The following is a 20,785-nucleotide window of genomic DNA, read 5'->3' on the forward strand; positions in this document are numbered from 1 at the left end:
GCGCACGAGCTCGTAATGTTCACGCAATGGTTTGGGCAGATGGAAACGCCGAGGCGGGTGGAGCGTCCATGCGAGTGCTGCTGGTCGAAGACGAGCGTGAAATGGCGGCGGCCCTGGCGGCGGCGCTTGCGAAGCAGGGCGTGATCATCGATCACACCAGGACGCTCACGGACGCGTTCGAGCTGACCAGGCAGCACGTCTACGACGCCATCCTGCTCGATCGGCGGCTTCCGGACGGCGAGGGGCTGAGCCTCATTCCACGGCTGCGCAAGGGCGGCAACGACACGCCGATCATCGTCCTGACCGCCCGAAACGAGCCGAAGGAGCGCATCGAGGGACTCGACGTCGGCGCCGACGACTATCTCGGCAAGCCGTTCCTCGTCGACGAGCTCATGGCTCGGTTGCGCGCGGTCATGCGCCGACCGCCGCATCTGGCGGAACCAGAGATCGTCGTCGGCCGGATGACCATCGATCCCCTCCATCTTGGCGTGACGATCGACGACGTCCCGTTCGAGATGCCGAGACGAGAGATGCTCGTTCTGGTGGCTCTCGCGAAGAAGAAGGGGAAGACGGTCCTGAGATCGGTCCTGGAGGCCGCGGTCTACAATTACGAGAGCGAGATTCAGTCGAACGCTCTCGACGCCCACATCTCCCGGCTGCGCAAGCGTCTCCTCGACGCGTCGGCGGGTGTGACGGTCCACAACATCCGCGGCGTCGGCTATCTGCTGAGAGAAGACTGATGGCCGACGCTGAGACGAAGAATCCATCCCTGTGGTGGAGGCTGAGCTGGCAGCTCAGTCTCGTCTTTGTGGTCATGATCGCGATTTTGATCCTTGGCCTCGCCGTCTATGGGTCCCTTCGCCTGTCGCCCAACATCGGCCTGAAAAACCACTTGGCGGCCGCGATTGAGGAAGCGCTGGACCGCGATGCCCAAGGGCGCTTGATCATCGATGCGGGGCCGCGGCTCGACGCGCTCAAAACTGAGAACGAGAAGCTCTGGTTTGTCGTGGTGACGACCGATGGCGAGATCACCTCATATGGGGCAACCCCGGCCCCCTATCTCGGCTTGGCGCCTTACGCCCGGTACTTCAGGGACGCAGATATCCGCGGAGACGGCAAGACCAACGACATCGCCTCGATCGACGTCATAGAGACGCCTCTGGGCGAAGTCCGTGTGCTTTATGGCGGCAACACGAGCGCCAGCGCTAATATCCTTACGCTGTTGAGCGGTCTTAACGCGGTCTATGTGCCGCTTCTGCTACTTACGCTTCCAGCTGTGTTTGCGACCGTCCCGAGGATCATCCGTAAGCGGCTGGAGGGGCTGCAGCGGGTCGTGAACAAGGCGCCCGAGATCGATCCGCACCGGCCCGGCTCGCGCCTGCCGCTCGATGACGTGCCGAAGGAGGTCGTACCCCTGATCGTCGCGTTCAACAGCGTCCTTGCACGCCTTGAGGAGCAGTTCCAGGTCCGCCAACGATTTCTGATCGACGCGGCCCATGAGCTTCGCACGCCGATCGCGATCATGCAGACCCGCATCGAAGGCATGCCGGAAGGACAGCATCAGCGGCGCCTGCTCGACGATGTCGCGCGGCTGGGCGAAATGGCGGAGCAGTTGCTCGACTTCGAACGCCAGGAGCATGACGTCGACCACCAGGAGATGGTCGACCTGGTTGACATCGCCCGCGACATCGTGGCGGATCTGGCTCCGCTCGCCATCGGCGCCGGCTACGAGATCACGTTCGACAGCGAAGTGGAGCGGCTGGAACGGAAGGGCAGTCCCTCCTCATTGCCCCGCGCGATCAGCAACTTGGTTCGAAACGCCATCGATCATGGCGGCAATCGTGGGACAATCTCGGTCACGGTGACCGCCTCCGGCGAGATCGTCGTGGCGGACCATGGAGGAGGCATCCCCCCGGACCAGCAGGACCTCATCTTCGAGCCGTTCTACCGCGTCACGCCGCGAAGCAGGGGCGCCGGGCTCGGATTGAGCCTTGTCCGCCAAATCGTCGACAGGCATCGCGGCCAGGTCCTCGTGACCAGCAGTTCGAGCGGAAGCGCGTTCACGCTGCGTCTTTGAACCACTGCCGCCACCGAGGCGCGGCCGGCCTATGTATCCTAGCCCGCGTGAAGCGGGGAGTTGCGGGCGACGTGGGGGCGCGATCGCCGCCCGCAGCTCGGGCCCCCGTCGTCCGGCGGGGGAAACCGGAAGTCGACGGAGCCAAATGCGGCCACCGTTGCGACCGATGTCACGCGACTAGCGCCTCGGAGGATCATGCCGCGGCTTGAGCCGTTTTCAGAGCTCATCGCCCGTGGTGAGCCGGGACAGACTTCCAGCAAGCCGTCGAACCCAGCTTAGTTGAATTTCCAGCAATGGGCGAGACGGATGCCCCAAGCTGGCGTCAAGCGGACGGGTGTGCGGGCCCTGTAGGACTGGTTCGGCCGACCGCTGTTCGTCCGAAGCCACCGGCGCGTGACCCTGACCGAGGGAGGCGCCGCCTATCTCGCGGGGCCGTGAGGGGCGTCTGGCGCAAGCTGTTCATGGCGCTGGTCGCCGAGGCGGGCCCGGCCGATCACGTCATGATCGACAGTTCCGCGGTGAAGGCCCATCGCTCGGCCGCCGGCGGCAAAGGCGGGCGCCACTAAACGGTCCGCTGATCGCGCGGAGGGCGCACGACCAAGATCCACGCGCTCACGGATCGACAAGGCCGCCCTCCAAGGCCGCGACCCGATTAGAATGCGGCCATCAACCGGAAATCGTGGCCCTCGGCCGCCGCCATGAAGACGGGATGCGAAGCGCCGGCTGCGACTTCGGCCTGCAGTCCGCGCGCGGTGCGGGCCAAGGCGACGCGGCCGACGTTCTTGCGCATGTCGGCCATGCGAATGTTGCCCGCCGCCTGCGCCAGCGCCGCAAAACAGTGGAAGCCTTCGTAGACCGATTCTCCGAAGCTGTTCGCGGGCGGAGGCGTCTCTCCGAAACACGTGTGATAGCGCTCCAGAAACGCGCTGTTATTCTTTGTCCGCAGCGTCGCAAAGTAGGACGACGCCGTGAATAGGTTCTCTGTATAGTCTTCGCCGATGCCGTAAAGTATCGTCTCGTCCATGGCGCTGCTAAACCGTAGAATACGGGACGCCAGCCCGAATTCGGCGAACGCTCGATTAAAAACGACCGTTTCGTGCCCCAGAAGCCAGGACATCACAATGTCCGGGTGCGTCCTGTCGATTTCGGCCATCAACCTGTCGTCGTAATTCGCGCCGAACGGCAGGACCTTCTGTCCGACAATGGCGCATCCCGCGTCGATGATCATCTGCTTGGCGACGGCCATAGACCTGTCTGGCCAGATGTAGTCGTTGCCGAGAAGGAAGAACCGGCTGACGCGCTTCGTCTCGATCAGCCAGTGCAGGCTTGGCCCCAGGATCGCGGGCGTCGTCTCGCCGATCGAGACCGCGCCTGCGTCGGAGATGCCGCCTTCGTTCTGCGGCGTGTAGACCAGCGGCACGCGGCCGCCGAGTGAGCGGCTGACCCAAGGCCTAGCCGAACTTGTCACCAAGGCGACGACGGCGTCCGCCTCGTCGATCTGGACCACGGCCGACGCCGCCTCCGCCGCGGTCCTGTCCGAAGAGCCAGCGTCAGCGATCACGAGCTCCACCCGCCGACCAAGGATGCCCCCGCCAGCATTGATCTCCGCGACCGCCATCGAGGCGCTCGCTTCGCACGAAGGTCCCCAAATGCCCGCGGGGCCTTCGCGGGAGATCAGCAGGGCTACAGTGAGCTCGCGCAATTGCATCGTGTCCACGCGGTCGACTGATGAGACGACGGCCAAAAGAGCGCTAGCCTAACAAACAGACACCCCCATCGCGCGCCTAAAAACTGTGCGGACTCAAGGGTGAAGATGCACAATGCCGCATCGAACGCCGCCAAGGAGCTTGAAATTGCGGACATTGCACTCCAAATTAACGCAAACGACGTTATTGAAGCGAAAGTCGTATCGGTGTCGCGATCATTGAAGCTCGAAGACCAGCTGGCCTATGTCATCGCCAGCGTGAACAGGCGGCTTGAGGAGCAGCTCGAGGAGGCCCTGCGACCGCAGGGGCTGCCGCTCGAGCAGTTCCGCGTGCTGAGCGCGCTCGACTCGACGGACGGGCGGGCGATGGGCGAACTGGCCGCCGCCGTCCTCATCGACCCTGCGACGCTGACGAAGATCATCGACCGGATGGTGGCCGATGCGCTCGTCTATCGCGCGCCGTCGCCGCAAGACCGCCGGCGCGTGCTCATCTTCACGGCCTCCAAGGGCAAGGCGCTCTACCAGAAGATCAAGGGCGTAACCCGGGACCAGCAGCGCGGCCTCCTCGAACGCCTGGACAAGACCCAGGCCGAAGAGCTGACGCGCATGCTGCGGGGGCTGGTGGAGGGCTGACCGGGCGCGCGGGGGCGGCCGGCCTCAGCCCCCCTCCTTTCAGGCGGGGCGCTCCTCCCCGAAGGCGCAGCCGCCAGCGACGGCCATCGCTCGTGATCTGCATCGGGCTGAACCGCTCGCGGTCCCAAGCTCCGAAGGCCTGCGGGCAGCGTCCGGGACCTGAACCACCGCGGCCCGGATGACGGCGGACGGGGCGATGGCGCCGCCGCGGAATCCGCCATCCAGGCGGCGAAGACCGCGGGGTCCTCGGCCTGCACTTCTTTCGCCGGGCGCCCGGCCCCGAGGCCGGAGTCGAGGTCGCGCAGCCCGGATCCACCTTTATATTAGCCGTCCGCCTCAGGGCGAGCCCGGTCTCGCGCGCGGCCAGCCGCGCGCCGCAGAGCGCGCGATCGGCCTTCGGCGTCACGGCGAGGAGAGCGCCGGCCGCGGCCTCGGGGTCCAAGGGCGCTCCCGGTTCGGGAAACCGGCCGCGCCGCGCCGCGGCGGTCGCGCCCTGACAGACGAAGACGAGGATGTGGGCCACTTCGGCGGTCTCCGGTCGCGCGCGGGACGCGGGACTGCCGCCCCGCGAGGCGTAGCGGCCCAGGGAGCGGCGAATTCGCAAATCCGCGCCTCCGCCGGCGATGAGGTGGGGCGGCGCCCCCCCTCGCAGGCACGTGGCGGAAGGGCGACGCTCGCGTCACGTGGAAAATATCTCAAAAAAAATAGTTGAATAATCTAATTTCAATATGCCATTCTAATTCCGCTGTAAGCCACTGATCGCACATGGGCATGCCACCGTAAAATCGGCCCTACCGCGTGCCTTCGTGAGGCGAGCAGAAGGAGCGCGGAGGCGCTCGGCGCTCTCGAAGAGCGTAATTCAAGCCATTGAAAAATCTATGATTGGTTCGGGGGCCCGCGCCCTCTGGCCATCTGGAGAAGGGGATTTTCATGCTCGCAGCAGCTTGCCGGGCCTGGGGGATCGCTGCGCTCGTTCTGGCGATGAATGCGGCGACGCCAGCCAAAGCGGTCGATCTGAACTCCATGGACTACATGCCGGCGCCGGCCGGCACGACCGTGGCGCTCTCGTACACCACCTTCACCTCGCGGGGGTCGTACAAGGCGCTCGGGGGACCGAGGTTCAAGAAGGATACGAGCCTCGACTCCATGACGGAGATCCTCCGCCTCGTCCATTACATGGACATCGGCGGAATCACCGTCGCGCCGCAGGTTCTGCTGCCGTTCGGCGCGCTCTACGACGGCAAGATCGGAGGAGCGAAGTTCGAATCGACCCAAGGCCTGGCCGATCCGATCCTGGCGGCGCCGGTCTGGCTGCTGAACGACACGCGGTCCGGCAGCTTCTTCGCCATCACGCCTTACCTGTTCCTGCCGCTTGGCTCGTACGACGCCGGCGAGGCGCTCAACCTTGGCGAGAACCGCTGGAAGTTCGACCTGCAGGCCGGATACCAGCAGAACTTCGCCGACTTCTCCCTGCAGATCGCCGGCGACGTCATGTGGTACGGCGACAACAAGGATGCGATCTCGCGCGGCTCGGGACGGCTCGAACAGAAAGAGACGTACCAAGCGCAGGCGTGGCTGTCGTATTCGCCGCCGGCCGACAAGACGTGGCGCTTCGCCGTCGGTTACTCCAAGTACTGGGGCGGCAAGCAGGAGCTCAACGGCGTCGAGAACGGCTCCGCGACCCGCGCAGATCAGGTTCGGCTCGAGATCTCCAAGTTCGTGAGGCCCGATTTCCAGATCCTGGGGCTGGTCCAGCACGACGTCGCCGGCAGCGGCGGCTTCAAGGAGGACTTCCGCGGGCAGATCCGCCTCATGAAGGTCTTCTGAGGCGCGGCGCGCACGGAACATCCGCCCTGCTTCGGGCGGATGTCGGGCGCTCGGCGTCCTCCGGCGCGGTCTGGCCGTTCACCGCGGTCCAGACGGCGCGCGGCGCGCTGTGACGCGATGATTCCAAATCCGAAACCGGAGATTTCAAGATGGCTGCCAAAACCCTGACCTCCGTCGATCGGCCGATTCCGATTCCGGTCGACAAGCTTCTTCCCTGGATGGTCTTCGTAGGCGTCCTGGCCGTGCTGGTGGTCTACTTCGTCGGAGGCGCGCAAGACGTCTCGGTGTTCGGCGCGGGCGGCTACGCTCATGAATTCCTGCACGACGCCCGTCATCTACTGGGCTTTCCCTGCCACTGAGGCCGCCGTCGTCGCGGCGTCCGGCGACCGCCGGCGCCGCGACGACGGACCGCGGCGCTCTCGCCTGCTCTGAGGACGATCGACATGATGGGAAATCTCCTGCTGCGTGGCATGATGGTCGGCGTTCTTGCCGGCCTCCTCGCCTTCGCCTTCGCCAAGACCTTTGGCGAGCCTCTGGTCGACAGGGCGATCGCCTTCGAAGAACAGATGAGCGCAGCCGCCGCCCACGGGCATGCGCAACCGCACGAGCCCGGCGAAGCGGTCGTCAGCCGCTCCGTCCAGGCGGGCGTCGGCCTGTTCACCGGACTGGTGGTCTACAGCGCGGCGTTCGGCGGACTTTTCACGCTCGTCTACGCCTTCGCCTACGGCCGGCTCGGAGACGTCGGCCCGCGCGGAACGGCGGCCCTCGTCGCCCTCGCCTGCTTCGTCGCCTTGATCGCCATTCCGGCGCTGAAATATCCGGCGAACCCTCCCGCGGTCGGCGAGGCGGAGACGATCGGCTTCCGCACCGTCTGCTTCTTCACGCTCATCTGCGTGTCGGTCGCGGCGACGGCCGCCGCCGTGGTCCTCACGCGCATCCTCGCCCCGAAGCTTGGCGTGTGGAGCGCGACTCTCGCCGGCGGCGCGGCGCTCGCCGTGGCGATCGGGACCGCGTTCCTCGTTCTGCCGACGATCAACGAGGTTCCCGAAAACTTCCCGGCGACGCTCCTCTGGCAGTTCCGCGTCTCCTCGCTCGCGATGCAGGCGGTCTTCTGGGCGACCCTCGGGCTCGCCTTCGGCGCCTTGACCGAGCGCAGCCTGCGCCGGCGCCTCCGCCCCGCTGCCTTCACGCCGGCGGCGTGATCCGCCGCCCGCCTTCGCCCCAAGCCTCCCCAGCCTGCGGCGTCACGAGCGGTCACGCTTGTGACGCCGCAGGCGTTCCAGATCCGGGGCGCGCCCCGTCAGAGGGTCCTGCAGTTCAGCCCCGGCGTCGTTCGGCATAGGGCTCCGCGGTGGCGGCGAAGTCGCGGGGGGAGACGCCGAACCGGCGTTTGAACAGCCGGGAGAAGTGCGCAGGATCGTTGAACCCCCAGCGCAAAGCCACATCCAGAACGCTGCTGCGGCCGGGCCGCGCGAGATCGCGGGCGGTCCGATCGAGGCGCAGGCTTCGGATCGTGCCGCTGACGGAGTCCGGCGAATCCTCGAAGAGCGCATAGAGCGTGCGGCGCGAGAGCCGGAAGCGCGCGGCGATGGTCTCGGGCGACAGCGACGGATCGGCCAGATTCTCGGCGATATAGCTTTCGATCGCACGGCGGACGGAGGCGCGAAACTCCGTCCGGTCCTGCTCCCGGCTCTGCAGGCTCGCGCCGAGCGCCGCGGCGATGACGCTGCTGAGCGCGGCGCTCATGCCGTCCGCCGCCGCCGGGTCCAGACCTTCCTCCAGCCGGTCGAGCGACCCCGCGAACGCGGTCGCGACGAGCCCCGCCCCGGCGGCGCCCGACACGCCCAGCGCGGTCGCGCCGCGGGGCGAGGCGAGCTTCGGCTGAAGCTGACTCCGCGGAATGCGGAACGACAGGATCCGCCAGTCGCCGCGCATGTCCAGAAAGTAGGGCCGGGTGCTGTCGACGAGCGCGAAATCACCGGCCCCAACCATGCTCTCCCGCCCGTCCTGCCGGACGACGCAGGCTCCCTCCACCTGGAAGTTGGCGAAATAGCAGGCGACCGGATTGCGCCGGATCTCCTCCGGCCGCCGGTTCACGAACTGGGCGTGCGAGAATATCTCGGTCTGCATCGTCTCGCCGAGCGGGCGCGACCGAACCTTCCCCACGAAGCCGGGCTCGGGCTGGGCGCCCTTACGAACCGGATCGAGCGCCACGAAGGCCTCGCAGAGCACCTCGCGCCAATAGCTGAACTGATGCTGCGGAAGCTGATCTTCCGTCGTCCAGACACGCATGAAAGACGTCCGTCCGATCGTCGCGTCGCGATCAAGATAGCCGAAGCATCGGACGCAAAAACCGCGCCAATTTGGCGCCGCGGCCACGCTCTAGACAGGCGGCGCGACGCGCGGCGCACAGATGGTCAAATCGCGCTGCATGATCGTCTAAGACGCGACTTCGCCGCCGACCTAGCCTCGATCGCCGGTCCCGGACACGGCTCACCCTCTCGAAAGGTTATGCGATGGCGATCGATTTCACACTCAGCGAGACCCAGAAGGCGTTGCAGGCCGGGGCCCGCGCCTTCGGAGCCGAAGTTCTTCGCAAGGTGGCGCCGACGATCGCGCCACTGCCGCTGCCGGATCAGCGCTTCTACGCGATCCGACCGTACTACGAGGCCATGGTCGAAGCGGGCTTCGTCAAGGCGCTGCTCCCGGCAAAGTTCGGCGGAACGGAGCTGAGCACGCTCGATTTCGCGGTGGCGGCGGAAGAGCTCGCGGCCGTCGACATCAACACGCCGTCGGCGATCCTCGCCACCGGCCTCGGCCTCCAGCCCCTGCTGCGCTACGGCGACGCGGAGCAGCAGCAGCGCTTCATCCCCGACTTCGTGGAGGACGGCTCGCGGCTCGCCGCCTTCGCCTTCACCGAGGTGACCGGCGGCGCCAATTTCGATTGCCCCGACCCGACCGCCGGCGTGCAGACCTTCGCCCGCCGCGAGGGCGACGAATGGGTCATCACCGGCAAGAAGCATTACACGACCAACGGCACCGGCTGGGACGGCAGGGGCGCCCACCTCTACAGCGTCGTATGCCGCACCGATCCGGCGCTGCCGCCGAGCGAGTCGCTTGCGGTGATCCTTGTCCCCGGCGACGCGGCGGGCATCGAGGTCGCGGGAATTCTCGACACCGTCGGCCACCGCGCGACGATTTCGCCCCGCATGCACTTCAACGAGGTGCGCGTGCCCGTGGGCAACATCCTCGGCAAGCCCGGCGACGGCGCCGAGATCGTCGAGACGGCGTTCTCCTGGACGGCGGCCCTGATCGGCGCGGCTTGCGTGGGCGTGATGCGCGCCGCCTTCGACGTCGCCTTCGCCTTCGCCAAGACCGACAAGCGGTCGGGCGTCGTTCCGGTGATCGAGCACCAGAACGTCGGCTATATGCTGGCGGATCTTAAGATGAAGATCGAGGCGGCCCGCTACCTGACCTGGAAGTCGTGCCACCAGTTCGACATCACCGAGACCCGAAGCCGGGAGCTCGCGATCATGACGAAGGTCTATTGTTCGGAACTGTGCGTGGAAGGGGTTTACGACGCGATGCGGCTGGTCGGCATCGACAGCTACACCGACATGTTCCCGCTCGCCGGGCTGATGCAGGACGCCATGTGCTTCCCGCTTTACGACGGCGGCAACATGGGCGTGCGCCGCAGGCAGCTCCACGCGATGTTCCGAGCGGAGGGCTACGACCCGATGGCCTCCGCCGAGGCCCGGGGCTAAACGGAGCAAGCTCCGGGCCGAGGATGGCCTAAAAGGCCATATTGCGAATATTGTAATTTCAATCATAATCTGTCTGGGGCTCGAGAGACGAGCGCCGGACGTTCGCTTCCAATCCGGCGAGGGGCGCGGGCCGGGGCAGCCTGCGCTCCTCGGCTGCCCTCAGGCGGCCTGGGCGTCCCGGATCATGCCGGTCTGCGGATGGCAGTTGACGTACTCGTAGGTCTGGTTCTTCCCGTCGAAGACCGAGACTTCGTGATACAGCCGAAGTTTCGACAGCTGCGTCGCGACACGGAAGAAGGTGACGAAGATCCGAAGGTGGGTCGGATGCGATTCAGCCCATCTTTCGAGCAGATCGAGCGAACGCCAATGGCCGATATTGAAGCTTTTCTCGAGCGGGTTGCCGTCGATATCGATGATCTGCACGTAGCGATTGCTGTAGCAGCCGACGCCCTGGCCGTTGTCGCGAAGGAAGTCCATGCCGGCGCGCAGCGTCGGCTCGATCTCCTCGAGATAGAGCTTGCGCTCATCGCCGTCGGCTTCCGCCCAGTCCTGCCCGGAGCGGATCAGGGCGATATTGTCGTGAGCCCGGATCACCACGCGTCCGCCGAGTTGCGGCTGTCCCGCCACGACGCCGAGCGCGCCGGAGGCCGCCATCCAGTCGGTCTGGGAGATCGGAAACCGGTCGCGCATGGAGCCCCAGTAACCGTGCTCCTCGATCTCGCCGCTCGCGCGGTCCATGATCGCGCCGACGCCGGGAAAGCGGTCCGTAAAGGCGTAAAGCGTCTCGAACTGCTCCGCGCGCGGCGACACGATCTCGCGGAAATAGCCGACGCCGTCGTTCAACCGGTCGTCCGACTCCCACCAGCCCTTCACCGGCTCGGAGGCGATCCAGCGCTCGAAGGCGGCCGGATCGCGCCAGTACGCCACCGCGATCAGGTTGTCGTAGCCTTGTGCGTCGACGTGATGCGTCAGGTCGTGGTGGCCCGGGCCGTCTTCGGCCGCGAAGCCGTCGACGATGTGGCGCAGCGCCGCAAGGGCCCTGGGCCGAGCGTCCGCGCCCAGGTGCTGCACGCCGAAATAGCCCATCACGACCTGCGTGAGGTCCTCGTCGGCGCGCGCCACCCACATCGGAAACGGCGGCCGGTAGTCGTCCGCCACGCGGCGCGACAGCGAGCGCGGACACTTCAGATGGGCGTCGATTGCGGATTCCATGGCGGTTCTCCTCGATGGCCGGTGCGCAGGAACGAAGCGTACGGTCGCAGAGCCCGTCCTGCGGGAGCGGGACGTCGCGCGGCCCCGCCGATCGACCGTCCGCTTGGCTTCGATCCTCCCCGGAGCGGGGGCGTGAGTATTTTTCAGGCTTGCGCAATTTTTGACCGAAGTTGCTCCGCCGGCCGCCAACGGCGTGCGAACTGATGGGGGCCGCCATGGCCATCGAATGTCACAGCGTCCGGAAGTATGCGACCGGGGAGCTCCTGGCGGTCGAGCATGCCGGCCCGCTGATGCGCGTGGAGACCTGGCGGCATGGGGCGGGCCGGCTGCCGGAGCTGACGCTGACCTCAACGGAGGTCGCCGTGATGCTGAGCGGCCGTTTGAGCGTCGAGCGCACCGGCGACGGGCGCCGGCAGCGCAGCCAGGGCGCGCCTGGCATGTTCTGGCTGTGCCCGGCCGGCGTGCACGAAACCGACATCGCGCTGTCGGCCACGATGCACGAGGTCGTCCACTTCTTCCTCCCGCCGAGCCTTCTCGGCGACACGGCGCTCGAGGAGTTCGGACTCGACGCCGGCCGGATCGAGCTCGACTACGCCGGCGGCGCCTTCGATCCGCTGCTCAACCAGATCGCCCTCCGCTTCCGCGAGATGCGGCGGTCCCCGGCGGGGCCCGCTGATCGGCTGCTCGCGGACGGGCTCAGGCTGACGCTAGCCTCCCATCTGCTCGCGGCCTATCTGACGAGACGCCTCGTCCCGCCGGCCGAGCGCCTGTCCCGCGAGCCGCTCGACGGCCGCCGCCTCCAGGCGGTCGCGGAATTGGTCGAGGCCCGCCTCAGCGAGGAGCTGACGCTGCGCGATCTGGCCGCCGCGGCGTGCCTCAGCCCGTTTCACTTCTCCCGCATGTTCCGGCGCTCGACCGGACAGACGCCGCATCAGTACGTGTTGGAGCGACGGATCGAGACCGCCAAGCGGAAGCTGGCCGCCGACGGCCAGTCCCTGGTGGAGGTCGCGCTGTCCACCGGCTTCGGCTCGCAATCGAGCTTCAACCGAGCCTTCCGCAAGGCGACGGGGCGAACGCCGGGTCAGTACAGGACGGCCGCCGAACGGCCGGAGCGCTGATCTCACGCCGCGCGCGGCCGCGGCCCCGCGCCGGAACGCTTCGGACGACCCTCGGCCCCTAGACTAGACCGTTCCGAAGACGAGGGCGTCCCGCCGTCACGCCGCCTGAAACGTCATCGAATAGATATTTGATTTTTCAAATATCTGACCTATGGTTCCTCTCCTGAGCCGAGCCCGCGCCCCGTGTCGCGCCGGGCCGGACGACGTCAACGGAGAGACTGAGATGTCGATTGGGCCCGAGTTGCCGACAACCCGGCAGGTCATTGAACTTGCCGCGGAAAACGGCTTTGTGCTGAGCGAGGCCGAGGCCCTTGAGTACCGCGCCATGCTTGCGGCCACGATCAACTCCTACCGCAAGCTGGACCACATCCCGGAACGAAAGCTCGCTGTCAAATACCCGCGCACGCCGGGATGGCGTCCGACCTCGGAGGACAATCCGCTCAACGCCTGGTACTGGCGCTGCGAGATCGAGGGCGCGAGCGGAGGGCCGCTCAAGGGCGAGCGCATCGCCATCAAGGACGTGGTGTGCGTGGCCGGCGTGCCGATGATGAACGGCTCGAAGGTGCTGGAGGGCTATGTCCCAGAGGTCGACGCGACGATCGTCACGCGCCTCCTCGACGCCGGCGCGACCATCGCCGGGAAGTCGGCCTGCGAGGACTTCTCCTTCTCCGCCGGCGGCATGACCTGCAGCACCGGTCCCGTGGGCAACCCGTGGAAGCCGACCCACAATCCCGGCGCCTCGTCGAACGGCAGCGCCGTCCTGATCAGCCTGGGCGCTGTCGATATGGCGATCGGAGGCGACCAGGGCGGCTCCATCCGCCTGCCGTCCTCCTGGTCGGGCTGCTACGGCCTGAAGCCGACCTACGGCCTCGTGCCCTACACCGGCTGCGCGATGATCGAGACCACCCTCGACCATGTCGGCCCGATGGCGAACAGCACCAAAGGCGTCGCCCGGCTGCTCTCGGTGATCGCCGGCTACGACGCCGATGATCCCCGTCAGCAGGGCCGCATCGTTCCGGGCTTCGACACGAACTACCTGCCCGCGCTCGAAAAAGGCGTGAAGGGCCTGAGGATCGCGGTGATGAAGGAGGGCTTCGGCCAGGACGGCAGCGAACTCGGGATCCTGTCCTCGGAGCCGGAGACCGACGACTGCGTGAGGTCCGCGCTCGACAAGTTGCGCGCGCTGGGCGCGATCGTCGAGGAGGTCTCGATCCCGATGCACCTCGACGCCTACCACATCTGGACCGCGATCGCGGTCGAAGGCTCCGCGGCCTTCATGCTGAAGGGCTGCGGCGTCGGCACCAACTGGTGGGGCTGGTACAACACCAGCCTCGGCGAGGCGCTCGCCCGGGGCATGAAGTCCCATGCGCACGATCTCGCGCCGACGGTCCGCAACGTCCTGCTACAAGGCGAGTACATGCGGAAGTTCTACAACAACCGCTACTACGGCAAGGCGCAGAACCAGCGGCATCTCATCAACGCCGCCTATGACGCGGTCCTGTCCGAGTACGACCTGATCGCCTGTCCGACGACGCCCTGCCGCGCGACCGAGATGGTCGGCCGCGACGCGTCGCCGATCGAGACTGTGGCGAACGCGCTTGGATGCCTGCGCAACACGGCGCCGACCGACGTCAGCGGCCATCCCGCCATGAGCGTTCCGTGCGGCGTGCGCGACGGGCTCCCCGTCGGCCTGATGCTGATCGGCAAGCACTTCGACGACGCCACGGTGATCGCGGCTTCGGCGGCCTTTGAGTCCCTCGGCGACTGGAAGACCTTTTGATCGCCGCGGGCCGCGGACGACGTCCGCGGCCCTCCCCTGCCCGCTTTCCCATCATGTTCTGGAACGAGGCGGCTGCCGCTATGATCACTCGTCGCATATTTACGACCGGCGCCGTCATAGCCGCCGCTCCCGCCCTGATCGGTCCGGCTCGCGCCGACGCCGAGATTCGGATGGGCGCCATCCTCGACCTGTCCGCGGCTTGGACATCTATCGCAAGCCGATGCACATGGCGATGGAGATGGCCGTCGAGGAAATCAACGCAAGCGGCGGGCTGAACGGCAAAGAGCTGACGTTGCTCACCTACGACGCAGTCGAACATGCAGCTCTAAGCGCAGCATGCGCAGAAGGCAGCTCTGTAGGACAAGGTCCATGTCCTCCACGGCGGCATCACGAGCGCGTCGCGGGAGGTCGACGGAGATCACGGTCGACAGGCTTTCCCACGGCCAGCGGCAATGGGTCGAGATAGCCGGCGTGCTCGCCGGAGAACCGGACTTCCGCCCGCCCGAAACGGCTTTGAGGCGTCACTCTGAAACGAAAGCGGTCATGCCCGGACGCATCCGGGCATGACCGCTCAAGGCATCGCCGTCGTTCGCCGCCTCAGCGCCGCGCCGGATCGACCGCGATCGGCTCGTACTTCGCGACGTGGTGATGGTGCGGCGGCGTGCTCAGGATGACCTGGGCGCGTTCGTCCAGTCCTTCCGGCGTAAGCTTCGCGCTGCGGGCGAGAACCACTTCGAGCGCCGTGACGAAATGCTCGTAGTAGCTCCATTCGTCCTGAGAATAGCCGGGATTGGCGGCTTCCCAGTTCTTGATCGCGTCCGTCAGCGCTTCCTGGAAGTCCGCCCACGCGAACTCGCCGGCGTCACAGGCGGCCACGGCGATCGCGAACGCCCGCAACTCCCACGGCTTGCTGAAGGGCGCCTGTCCGTCGCGGCGGCCGAGGGCCGCCGCGAGCTGGGGATCATCGACGCCGATCGCTTCCGCCGTGGCGGTCATGGCCGCGCCCCTCACTGTACGGTCGTGGCCGGCGTGATCGCCGGGCCGACGCCGATGAGCGAGTCGCGGGTCACAAGCTTGGCGAGCTCCGCCTCGCTCAACCCCTCGGATCCCGCGGGGCGCTTCGGCAGCACCCAGTAACGGATCTCGGAGTTCGAGTCCCAGACCTGAAGTTCGGTGGACGGCGGCACGTCGAACTTGAAGTCCTCGCGAAGCACCTGACGCGGCTCGCGGATGATCCGCGCGCGATACGGCATCGACTTGTACCAGTTCGGCGGCAGGCCGAGCACGGGCCAAGGATAGCAGGAGCACAGGGTGCACACGATGACGTGCTGGACATCGTCGCTGCAGTCGAGCGCCACCATGTGCTCGCCCTGCAGTCCGCCGACGCCGAGCTCTTTGCACGCCGCGGTGGCGTCCTTGAGCAGGCGCGCCTTGAATGCGGGATCGGCCCAGGCGCGGGCCACGACCTTGGCGCCGAGGTGCGGCCCGATCTCGTTCTCGTAGAGCTCGGCGAACTTGTCGACGCCGGCCTGGGACATCAGGCCCTTCTCGATCAGGATCGCCTCGATGGCCTTCACCCGTGCGGCGACTTCCTCCTCCGTCTTCGGAGTGTAGATCATGCTGACGCTAGTCATGGCGCGGGCTCCTTACTTGGACGCGTGGGAGATGTAGGGCTCCCAGAGATCGGTCACGACGACGCCGTTCGGCTCGCCGGCCTCGGCCCCGAAAAGCTCCTTATTTGTGAAGCGCACGGTGTAGAGGTGCTCGGAGGTCTCGGGCAGGCCGTTGCCGGTGGTGTCCGGATACACGTGCGGGCCGTGATACAGGACGATCTCGCCGGTGCGGCCGCGGACATAGCCCGCGCGGCGGGTGTGCGCCTTCGGAACGGATGCGTCGACGGTCACGACGTCGCCGACCTTGTACTTCGGCTCCGTATCGAGCGTGCGAGCCGTCGAGAAGCCGTTGTGGACCGCCCATTCGGCGAACTGGACCAGCGTCGGATCGTTATTCGTAGGCAGGGAGCCCTGCGGATAATTCAGATAATACAAGGTTCGGCGTTCGAGCTCTTCTTTGGTCCAGTAACCTTTCTTGGCGCCGATTATTTCGGTCGCGTGGACCCAATGCTCGTAATAGTAGGCCGTCAGGTAATGGATGGGATGCAGTTTTTCGAGGTGGCAGCGAAACTCGTCGAGGCCGAACATGCCGGCGCGCGCCGCGAAGGGAAAGAAGGCCCATGCCGCCTTTTCCCATTCCGCGTGATAGTTCGGCTCCCAGCCAGTCGGAAAGACCGGCCCAAATCCGTCCATGCCTCCAAGATCGTGAATGCCATTCATGCTGATCTCCCTGTTCTAAACAACGCCTTCGCGTTTTCGATGGCGCGATGAAGGCTAATCTCGACGGGCCCTCGCCGCGCCGTGAGCGATCGCCGCCTCATAGAAAGCCGCGCCTACCGGATCGATGGGCTCAATCTGATCGCCCCGGCCATTCATCCGCTCCTTCAATAGTCGTATTTCAAAGGATATTAGCGAATTTTGGCTGAGTTTCAAAGGAAATCTTCAGGCGGACGCCATCCCGATGGCGCCGCCCCGGGTTACGCGCCGGAGCGGTCCGCAGGAACGTCAAAAAACCGTGGAAGAGCTTGCGCCGCTGATTGGTTTGAACGCCCGAGTGGGTCGATCCTCCGCTTCACCCACCACGCAAGCGGCGCTGGCGGGGTCCCGGGCCGCCGCTGGCGGGCAGCACTGTCGAACAGCTCAGACTTCTGCGCGGGCCTCGAGTAAGCCATGGACCTCTTTCATGGCGTCGAGGCGCACGCGCTACTCGAGCGTGCGCGCTATAGACCCTACACAAATGGCTGCCGACCGAATGGCTATCGCGGGGCGCGGTGCGGGGCTTGAGCCGGTCCGCGAACGCCTGTTGTGTCAGCCCGGCCGCCTTCCGTCGCTCGATGAGAAGCGTGGAGGCTGGATCACAACGAGAGCCGGCCGCCATGTCCCTGGGCTGGACAACGCCCAACGAATTCGCTTCATTCGCGGGGGTTAACCCGGCTAATAGCCCAGAGCCATTCAAACCGAACGCAAATCCGAGGATCCCTCATTCCCGCCAGACTGCCAAGGCCTGACGGAGGGCTTTTCGATGAGGCATCGCTTGCTCATGGTCTGTGCGCAGCGGCCGAGGCAACCCGTATTTCCGGGTGATTTCGGGCCCGTCGAGATCGAAAGCCGCCGCCCGGTGCGGCTGTCCGGATCTCTCCCCAAGTCTGATCGCGTCTGGTGCGGACCCGATGCGCTCACACGACGGAGCGCCGACGCGCTGGGCGTTACAGCCGAAGTTAAGACTGAGCTCGCTGAAGTCGATTTCGGCTCGTGGCGCGGGCGAAGTATTGAGGACGTCGCCAAATCCGACCCTGACGGCTTTCGTGCATGGCTTTCCGATCCCTCCGTGGCCACGCACGGAGGGGAGTCAACAAAAGCTTTGATCGATCGTGTCGAGGGATGGCTCGCGGATTGCGGGCGCTTGTCCGGACGCACGGTCGCGATCGCTCCCGCCTCGGTTGTGAAAGCCTGCCTGCTTTTGGCGCTGAAGGCTCCCTCTACCTCCTTCTCGCTCATCGATCTGGAGCCTCTGTCCCGCGTGACTCTTGTCAGCGATGGTCGCCGCTGGGTTTTTCGGACACCGAGCGAGGTAAATATGCCGGAGAGCTCGTCCGATACGTTTTCATGACCGCGCCAATCGCCGATGCGGATCATGACGGAGGGGGCGTAGAGGAAGGCGTGAACTGATGCGAGCGTCGCCACGGGATCCTCAGCCTTCCGATGATCCATGCGACGAAGCGCTCTACGAGCCAATGCCGCGGGTGAACCGTGAAGTCGGCTTGGTCGGGGCGGTTTGAGGGCGGTTTCGGCTGGCGTGCTAATTGCTTCGCAATGGGGCCGTTCGGATATCGAGATCGTGTTTCACTGGATCGCCCTTGATTTGGGCGCCCTACCTGTCCCGCGCCTCGGGAGGTGAAGATGAAAAGCCGGCGTCACTCTCGGCATGAACCCTGGCGCATCGGGGTCCTGTTCTCGCAGACGAACACGACCTCCGAAGTGGAGCGGACGCAGCTCTGTGGAACGTTGCTTGCGCTCGATGAAATCAACGCCGCTGGCGGCGTCAATGGTCGGGAGATTGTCCCGGTCATCTACGAGCCGGGCTCCTCAAGCGCATCCTACGTCTATCTGGCGAAGAGGCTGATACTAGAGGAGGGCGTGACCTCGATTTTCGGCTGCTACACTTCCGCGAGCCGCAAGGCGATTCTCCCGATGCTCGAGCGCTTCAATGGGCTGCTCTGGTATCCGACGCCTTATGAGGGGTTCGAGGAGTCGCCGAACATGATCTACACCGGCGCCGCGCCGAACCAGACCATCACGCAACTCTGCTCCTACCTGCTGCACACCTATGGAACGCGCTTTTTCCTGATCGGCTCCGACTACGTCTATCCCCGTCGCACCAATCTGTTCATGAAGGAGTATCTTCAGTCCCACGGCGGCGAGGTGGTCGGCGAGCGGTATCTGGACATCCAGGCGCCGCGCTTGGCGTATCTGCCGATTCTGCGGGCAGCCAAGGAGGTTGGCGTGGACGTCATTTTCTCGACCGTGGTCGGGGACGGCACGAGCCATCTCTATCAGACATACGCGGATTTGGGCCTTGATCCGACGCGCACGCCGATCGCGAGCCTGACCACGACCGAGGCCGAAATCCACGCCATGGGGTGCGAGGTGGCCGCCGCCCACATCACAAGCGCCTGCTACTTCGAGAGCCTTGGCAATGAGGCCAACGCCGCGTTCGTTTCACGCTTCAAGAAGAGGTTCGGCGATCACGTCACGCCGAATGTTTGCGCTGAGACTGCCTATTTTCAGATCTTTCTGTTCGCGCAGGCGCTCGCCCAGGCCGATTCAATGGATACTGACGAACTGCGCCCACACGTGCTGGGCTCCTGCTGCGAGGCTCCCCAGGGGCGTGTCAGCATCAGCGCCTCGGGTCACGCCGATCTTCTGCCGCGCATCGGCCGTGCGAACCACGCCGGGGGATTCGATATCATGGTCGACTCCGACGCGCCGGTCGCGGCCGATCCGTTCTTCATATGCGGGCCTGTCACGGGCTGAGGCCGATCCTTCCGCCCTGTGTCCGGCATTCAGGAGCAGCCATGTCCCAAGATCGTCAGTCGAGCGATGGCGCCGAGGCCGGATCGCTCCAAAGGCTCCGCGGACTTCGGGTGGTCGTCGAAAGCGAGATTGACGATCAACGCGATTTTCTGATGCGCGAGTTGGGCAAGCTGCGGACCGAGCCGCATCTTTACACGCGACGTGGCGACGCCGTGCCGGCCGACGCCGAGATCGTCGTCTGCGATTACGCGCCCGGCCTTGATCGGCGGTTGCCCTGGATGACTGGCGAACCCACCGCGGCGCTGATCGTTATGGTGCCGCGGCACGAAGAGTTTTCGTCGTCTATGCTCGAAGCGGCGACGCCCGACGCGGTGTTGGCGCGGCCCTTCACGGCGAACGCCATCAAGGCGGCGCTTGTCATGGGTTACAGCCAGTTCCGTTACGAGCGCAGGCTCCAGAGCAAGGCGGCGAGGCTCGAGGAGAACCTCCGGGCCGTTCGGGCGATTGAACGCGCCAAGGCGATCGTCATGACGGCGCGCTCGTTGAGCGGAGACGAGGCCTACCAATACATCCGCACCCAGGCGATGGAGCGGCGGACAACCGTTGGCCAGTTGGCCGAGGCGCTCGTATCCTCCTACGATCTTCTCGGTAGACTGCCGGCCGCCTGACGCCAAAAATGGCAACGGGTCAGGTGGCCCGCGCCCTTTCGGCTCTAGGGTCTCAGCGTCCGTCCGATAAGGCCTCAAGGCTTAATTTGGCGTCGCTCCAGGCTTGTTCAGCAGCCCATAACCGCCGCGTTTCGTCGAATCTGGCGCCGTCGCCTCATGACGCGCCGAACGCCGAGGCGGGAGGCGTCCGAGCTGACGATGCGCTTTGCGCGCACCCTGTTTGAGGGCTGTTCTCAGGTTGGTTTTCGGCAACGTCGGGAGGCGCGTCTCGCTGGACGCCCGGCGTTGACGAAGATGGCCGACGATGTTGGCGGCCCGTCCGGATCCGAGCACGATGTCGGCGCCGATCGGATAAGTCCCACGGTAATCGCTTGTCTCCAAAATATTCAAGCGCGGACGGCTCGGGCAGGCCAGTAAAAATCCACTATGGCCAAGCAGGCGCCCCATGCCCGCGGCCGCCTTCAAAAAATTCCCGTCCGCCCGCTTGACAGGCTGAGACAGGGTGTGCCCATATTTCGTGCCAGCAACATCGCTGCTTCAAAAACCGGCGCCAGAGCCCCATCGCACCCCTGTCCAGGACAGGCTTGCGTGGGGCTTTTTTGTTTTTTCTCAGGGTCTTGGAGATCTTTATGTCTTCGTTCGCCATCAATGGTCATGCCACGCTAGATCCCGCCAATGGAGCCGTCATTCCGCTGTCCCAGGTTTTGCCATGGGCGATTTTCGGCGTCCTTCTCGCGGTGACGGCTATCTACTTCGTCGGCGTCGAAGAAGGCGCGACCTCGCTGATCTCCGGCGGATATGTTCACGAATACGTGCACGACGCCCGTCATCTTCTTGGATTTCCTTGCCACTAA

20 protein-coding genes and 1 pseudogene are annotated in these 20,785 nt (G+C 65.6%); 14 read left to right on the forward strand and 7 right to left on the reverse strand.

What is annotated here, in order from left to right:
* The first annotated feature begins 68 nt into the window (after positions 1 to 68).
* The 3 genes and pseudogenes from K244_RS0110895 to K244_RS24165 form a co-directional block, all read left to right on the forward strand.
* The gene (locus K244_RS0110895) at positions 69 to 740 is read left to right on the forward strand and encodes a response regulator transcription factor (RefSeq protein WP_024816447.1); all 672 of its coding nucleotides are present in this window, start codon (positions 69 to 71) and stop codon (positions 738 to 740) included.
* A complete protein-coding gene (locus K244_RS0110900) occupies positions 740 to 2,077 on the forward strand; it encodes a HAMP domain-containing sensor histidine kinase (protein ID WP_020186298.1) in 1,338 nt (445 codons plus the stop codon). The genes K244_RS0110895 and K244_RS0110900 overlap by 1 nt, the downstream gene beginning before the upstream one ends.
* Positions 2,078 to 2,502: 425 nt before the next feature.
* Positions 2,503 to 2,652, forward strand: a pseudogene (locus tag K244_RS24165) (IS5/IS1182 family transposase); the annotation flags it as partial.
* A gap of 77 nt (positions 2,653 to 2,729) precedes the next feature.
* On the opposite strand, the gene K244_RS0110910 reads toward K244_RS24165, so the two are convergent.
* Positions 2,730 to 3,785, reverse strand: a complete 1,056-nt coding sequence (locus K244_RS0110910; protein WP_051460021.1) for a substrate-binding domain-containing protein — start codon at positions 3,783 to 3,785, stop codon at positions 2,730 to 2,732.
* A gap of 105 nt (positions 3,786 to 3,890) precedes the next feature.
* Between K244_RS0110910 and K244_RS0110915 the strand changes: the two genes are divergently transcribed.
* The 4 genes from K244_RS0110915 (at position 3,891) to K244_RS0110930 (ending at position 7,444) form a co-directional block, all read left to right on the forward strand.
* The gene (locus tag K244_RS0110915; protein ID WP_155931991.1) at positions 3,891 to 4,415 is read left to right on the forward strand and encodes a MarR family transcriptional regulator; all 525 of its coding nucleotides are present in this window, start codon (positions 3,891 to 3,893) and stop codon (positions 4,413 to 4,415) included.
* 930 nt (positions 4,416 to 5,345) lie between these two features.
* Positions 5,346 to 6,242 (forward strand): transporter, encoded by an 897-nt coding sequence (locus K244_RS0110920; RefSeq protein WP_020186302.1) that lies wholly within the window; start codon positions 5,346 to 5,348, stop codon positions 6,240 to 6,242.
* Between the two features lie 149 nt (positions 6,243 to 6,391).
* Positions 6,392 to 6,601, forward strand: a complete 210-nt coding sequence (locus K244_RS0110925) for a CbtB domain-containing protein (protein ID WP_020186303.1) — start codon at positions 6,392 to 6,394, stop codon at positions 6,599 to 6,601.
* An 84-nt stretch (positions 6,602 to 6,685) separates the two neighbouring features.
* Positions 6,686 to 7,444: a CbtA family protein gene (locus tag K244_RS0110930; protein ID WP_020186304.1), complete on the forward strand. Its 759-nt coding sequence runs from the start codon at positions 6,686 to 6,688 to the stop codon at positions 7,442 to 7,444.
* 115 nt (positions 7,445 to 7,559) lie between these two features.
* On the opposite strand, the gene K244_RS0110935 is transcribed toward K244_RS0110930, so the two are convergent.
* A complete protein-coding gene (locus K244_RS0110935) occupies positions 7,560 to 8,534 on the reverse strand; it encodes a helix-turn-helix domain-containing protein (RefSeq protein ID WP_020186305.1) in 975 nt (324 codons plus the stop codon).
* 224 nt (positions 8,535 to 8,758) lie between these two features.
* On the opposite strand from K244_RS0110935, the gene K244_RS0110940 reads away from it, so the two are divergent.
* On the forward strand, positions 8,759 to 10,006 hold the full coding sequence (locus K244_RS0110940) for an acyl-CoA dehydrogenase family protein (protein WP_020186306.1): 1,248 nt from the start codon (positions 8,759 to 8,761) through the stop codon (positions 10,004 to 10,006).
* A gap of 159 nt (positions 10,007 to 10,165) precedes the next feature.
* On the opposite strand, the gene K244_RS0110945 is transcribed toward K244_RS0110940, so the two are convergent.
* Entirely contained in the window at positions 10,166 to 11,218 is a 1,053-nt protein-coding gene (locus K244_RS0110945) for a phenylacetaldoxime dehydratase family protein (RefSeq protein ID WP_020186307.1), read from the reverse strand.
* A 203-nt stretch (positions 11,219 to 11,421) separates the two neighbouring features.
* On the opposite strand from K244_RS0110945, the gene K244_RS0110950 reads away from it, so the two are divergent.
* Both K244_RS0110950 and K244_RS0110955 read left to right on the forward strand, forming a co-directional pair.
* Positions 11,422 to 12,336, forward strand: a complete 915-nt coding sequence (locus K244_RS0110950) for an AraC family transcriptional regulator (protein ID WP_020186308.1) — start codon at positions 11,422 to 11,424, stop codon at positions 12,334 to 12,336.
* A gap of 223 nt (positions 12,337 to 12,559) precedes the next feature.
* Entirely contained in the window at positions 12,560 to 14,116 is a 1,557-nt protein-coding gene (locus K244_RS0110955; protein ID WP_020186309.1) for an amidase, read from the forward strand.
* Positions 14,117 to 14,713: 597 nt separating this feature from the next.
* Here the strand turns inward: K244_RS0110955 and K244_RS0110960 are convergent.
* Genes K244_RS0110960 through nthB form a run of 3 tightly spaced genes read right to left on the reverse strand, consistent with a single transcriptional unit; the run spans position 14,714 to position 16,449 of the window.
* Positions 14,714 to 15,112, reverse strand: a complete 399-nt coding sequence (locus K244_RS0110960) for a nitrile hydratase accessory protein (RefSeq protein ID WP_020186310.1) — start codon at positions 15,110 to 15,112, stop codon at positions 14,714 to 14,716.
* A gap of 11 nt (positions 15,113 to 15,123) precedes the next feature.
* On the reverse strand, positions 15,124 to 15,750 hold the full coding sequence (gene nthA / locus K244_RS0110965; protein ID WP_024816450.1) for a nitrile hydratase subunit alpha: 627 nt from the start codon (positions 15,748 to 15,750) through the stop codon (positions 15,124 to 15,126).
* Positions 15,751 to 15,762: 12 nt separating this feature from the next.
* On the reverse strand, positions 15,763 to 16,449 hold the full coding sequence (gene nthB, locus K244_RS0110970) for a nitrile hydratase subunit beta (protein WP_024816451.1): 687 nt from the start codon (positions 16,447 to 16,449) through the stop codon (positions 15,763 to 15,765).
* Between the two features lie 802 nt (positions 16,450 to 17,251).
* Here nthB and K244_RS23125 point away from each other — a divergent pair.
* From K244_RS23125 to K244_RS0110980, 3 genes are all read left to right on the forward strand, one after another.
* Entirely contained in the window at positions 17,252 to 17,839 is a 588-nt protein-coding gene (locus tag K244_RS23125; protein WP_081761471.1) for a histidine phosphatase family protein, read from the forward strand.
* A 290-nt stretch (positions 17,840 to 18,129) separates the two neighbouring features.
* The gene (locus tag K244_RS0110975; RefSeq protein ID WP_020186313.1) at positions 18,130 to 19,263 is read left to right on the forward strand and encodes a transporter substrate-binding domain-containing protein; all 1,134 of its coding nucleotides are present in this window, start codon (positions 18,130 to 18,132) and stop codon (positions 19,261 to 19,263) included.
* Positions 19,264 to 19,373: 110 nt separating this feature from the next.
* Entirely contained in the window at positions 19,374 to 19,931 is a 558-nt protein-coding gene (locus tag K244_RS0110980) for an ANTAR domain-containing protein (protein WP_245259759.1), read from the forward strand.
* Between the two features lie 81 nt (positions 19,932 to 20,012).
* Here the strand turns inward: K244_RS0110980 and K244_RS23600 are convergent, their stop codons facing one another.
* On the reverse strand, positions 20,013 to 20,378 hold the full coding sequence (locus tag K244_RS23600; protein WP_155931696.1) for a hypothetical protein: 366 nt from the start codon (positions 20,376 to 20,378) through the stop codon (positions 20,013 to 20,015).
* Between the two features lie 182 nt (positions 20,379 to 20,560).
* Here K244_RS23600 and K244_RS0110985 point away from each other — a divergent pair, with 182 nt between their 5' ends.
* Entirely contained in the window at positions 20,561 to 20,785 is a 225-nt protein-coding gene (locus K244_RS0110985; protein ID WP_020186315.1) for a CbtB-domain containing protein, read from the forward strand.

It is taken from the genome of Methylopila sp. 73B, assembly GCF_000526315.1.
Lineage (GTDB): Bacteria > Pseudomonadota > Alphaproteobacteria > Rhizobiales > Methylopilaceae > Methylopila.

Excerpts from the sequence above, each read along its gene's own strand:
- K244_RS0110960 (WP_020186310.1), bottom strand. The coding sequence starts at position 15,112 with ATGACCGCCACGGCGGAAGCGATCGGCGTCGATGATCCCCAGCTCGCG.
- K244_RS0110900 (WP_020186298.1), top strand. The coding sequence starts at position 740 with ATGGCCGACGCTGAGACGAAGAATCCATCCCTGTGGTGGAGGCTGAGC.
- K244_RS0110925 (WP_020186303.1), top strand. The coding sequence starts at position 6,392 with ATGGCTGCCAAAACCCTGACCTCCGTCGATCGGCCGATTCCGATTCCG.
- nthB (WP_024816451.1), bottom strand. The coding sequence starts at position 16,449 with ATGAATGGCATTCACGATCTTGGAGGCATGGACGGATTTGGGCCGGTC.
- K244_RS0110935 (WP_020186305.1), bottom strand. The coding sequence starts at position 8,534 with ATGCGTGTCTGGACGACGGAAGATCAGCTTCCGCAGCATCAGTTCAGC.
- K244_RS0110895 (WP_024816447.1), top strand. The coding sequence starts at position 69 with ATGCGAGTGCTGCTGGTCGAAGACGAGCGTGAAATGGCGGCGGCCCTG.
- K244_RS0110920 (WP_020186302.1), top strand. The coding sequence starts at position 5,346 with ATGCTCGCAGCAGCTTGCCGGGCCTGGGGGATCGCTGCGCTCGTTCTG.
- K244_RS23125 (WP_081761471.1), top strand. The coding sequence starts at position 17,252 with ATGAGGCATCGCTTGCTCATGGTCTGTGCGCAGCGGCCGAGGCAACCC.
- K244_RS0110910 (WP_051460021.1), bottom strand. The coding sequence starts at position 3,785 with ATGCAATTGCGCGAGCTCACTGTAGCCCTGCTGATCTCCCGCGAAGGC.
- K244_RS0110985 (WP_020186315.1), top strand. The coding sequence starts at position 20,561 with ATGTCTTCGTTCGCCATCAATGGTCATGCCACGCTAGATCCCGCCAAT.
- K244_RS0110955 (WP_020186309.1), top strand. The coding sequence starts at position 12,560 with ATGTCGATTGGGCCCGAGTTGCCGACAACCCGGCAGGTCATTGAACTT.
- K244_RS0110945 (WP_020186307.1), bottom strand. The coding sequence starts at position 11,218 with ATGGAATCCGCAATCGACGCCCATCTGAAGTGTCCGCGCTCGCTGTCG.
- K244_RS0110930 (WP_020186304.1), top strand. The coding sequence starts at position 6,686 with ATGATGGGAAATCTCCTGCTGCGTGGCATGATGGTCGGCGTTCTTGCC.
- K244_RS0110940 (WP_020186306.1), top strand. The coding sequence starts at position 8,759 with ATGGCGATCGATTTCACACTCAGCGAGACCCAGAAGGCGTTGCAGGCC.
- K244_RS0110975 (WP_020186313.1), top strand. The coding sequence starts at position 18,130 with ATGAAAAGCCGGCGTCACTCTCGGCATGAACCCTGGCGCATCGGGGTC.
- K244_RS0110950 (WP_020186308.1), top strand. The coding sequence starts at position 11,422 with ATGGGGGCCGCCATGGCCATCGAATGTCACAGCGTCCGGAAGTATGCG.
- K244_RS0110915 (WP_155931991.1), top strand. The coding sequence starts at position 3,891 with ATGCACAATGCCGCATCGAACGCCGCCAAGGAGCTTGAAATTGCGGAC.
- K244_RS23600 (WP_155931696.1), bottom strand. The coding sequence starts at position 20,378 with ATGGGGCGCCTGCTTGGCCATAGTGGATTTTTACTGGCCTGCCCGAGC.
- nthA (WP_024816450.1), bottom strand. The coding sequence starts at position 15,750 with ATGACTAGCGTCAGCATGATCTACACTCCGAAGACGGAGGAGGAAGTC.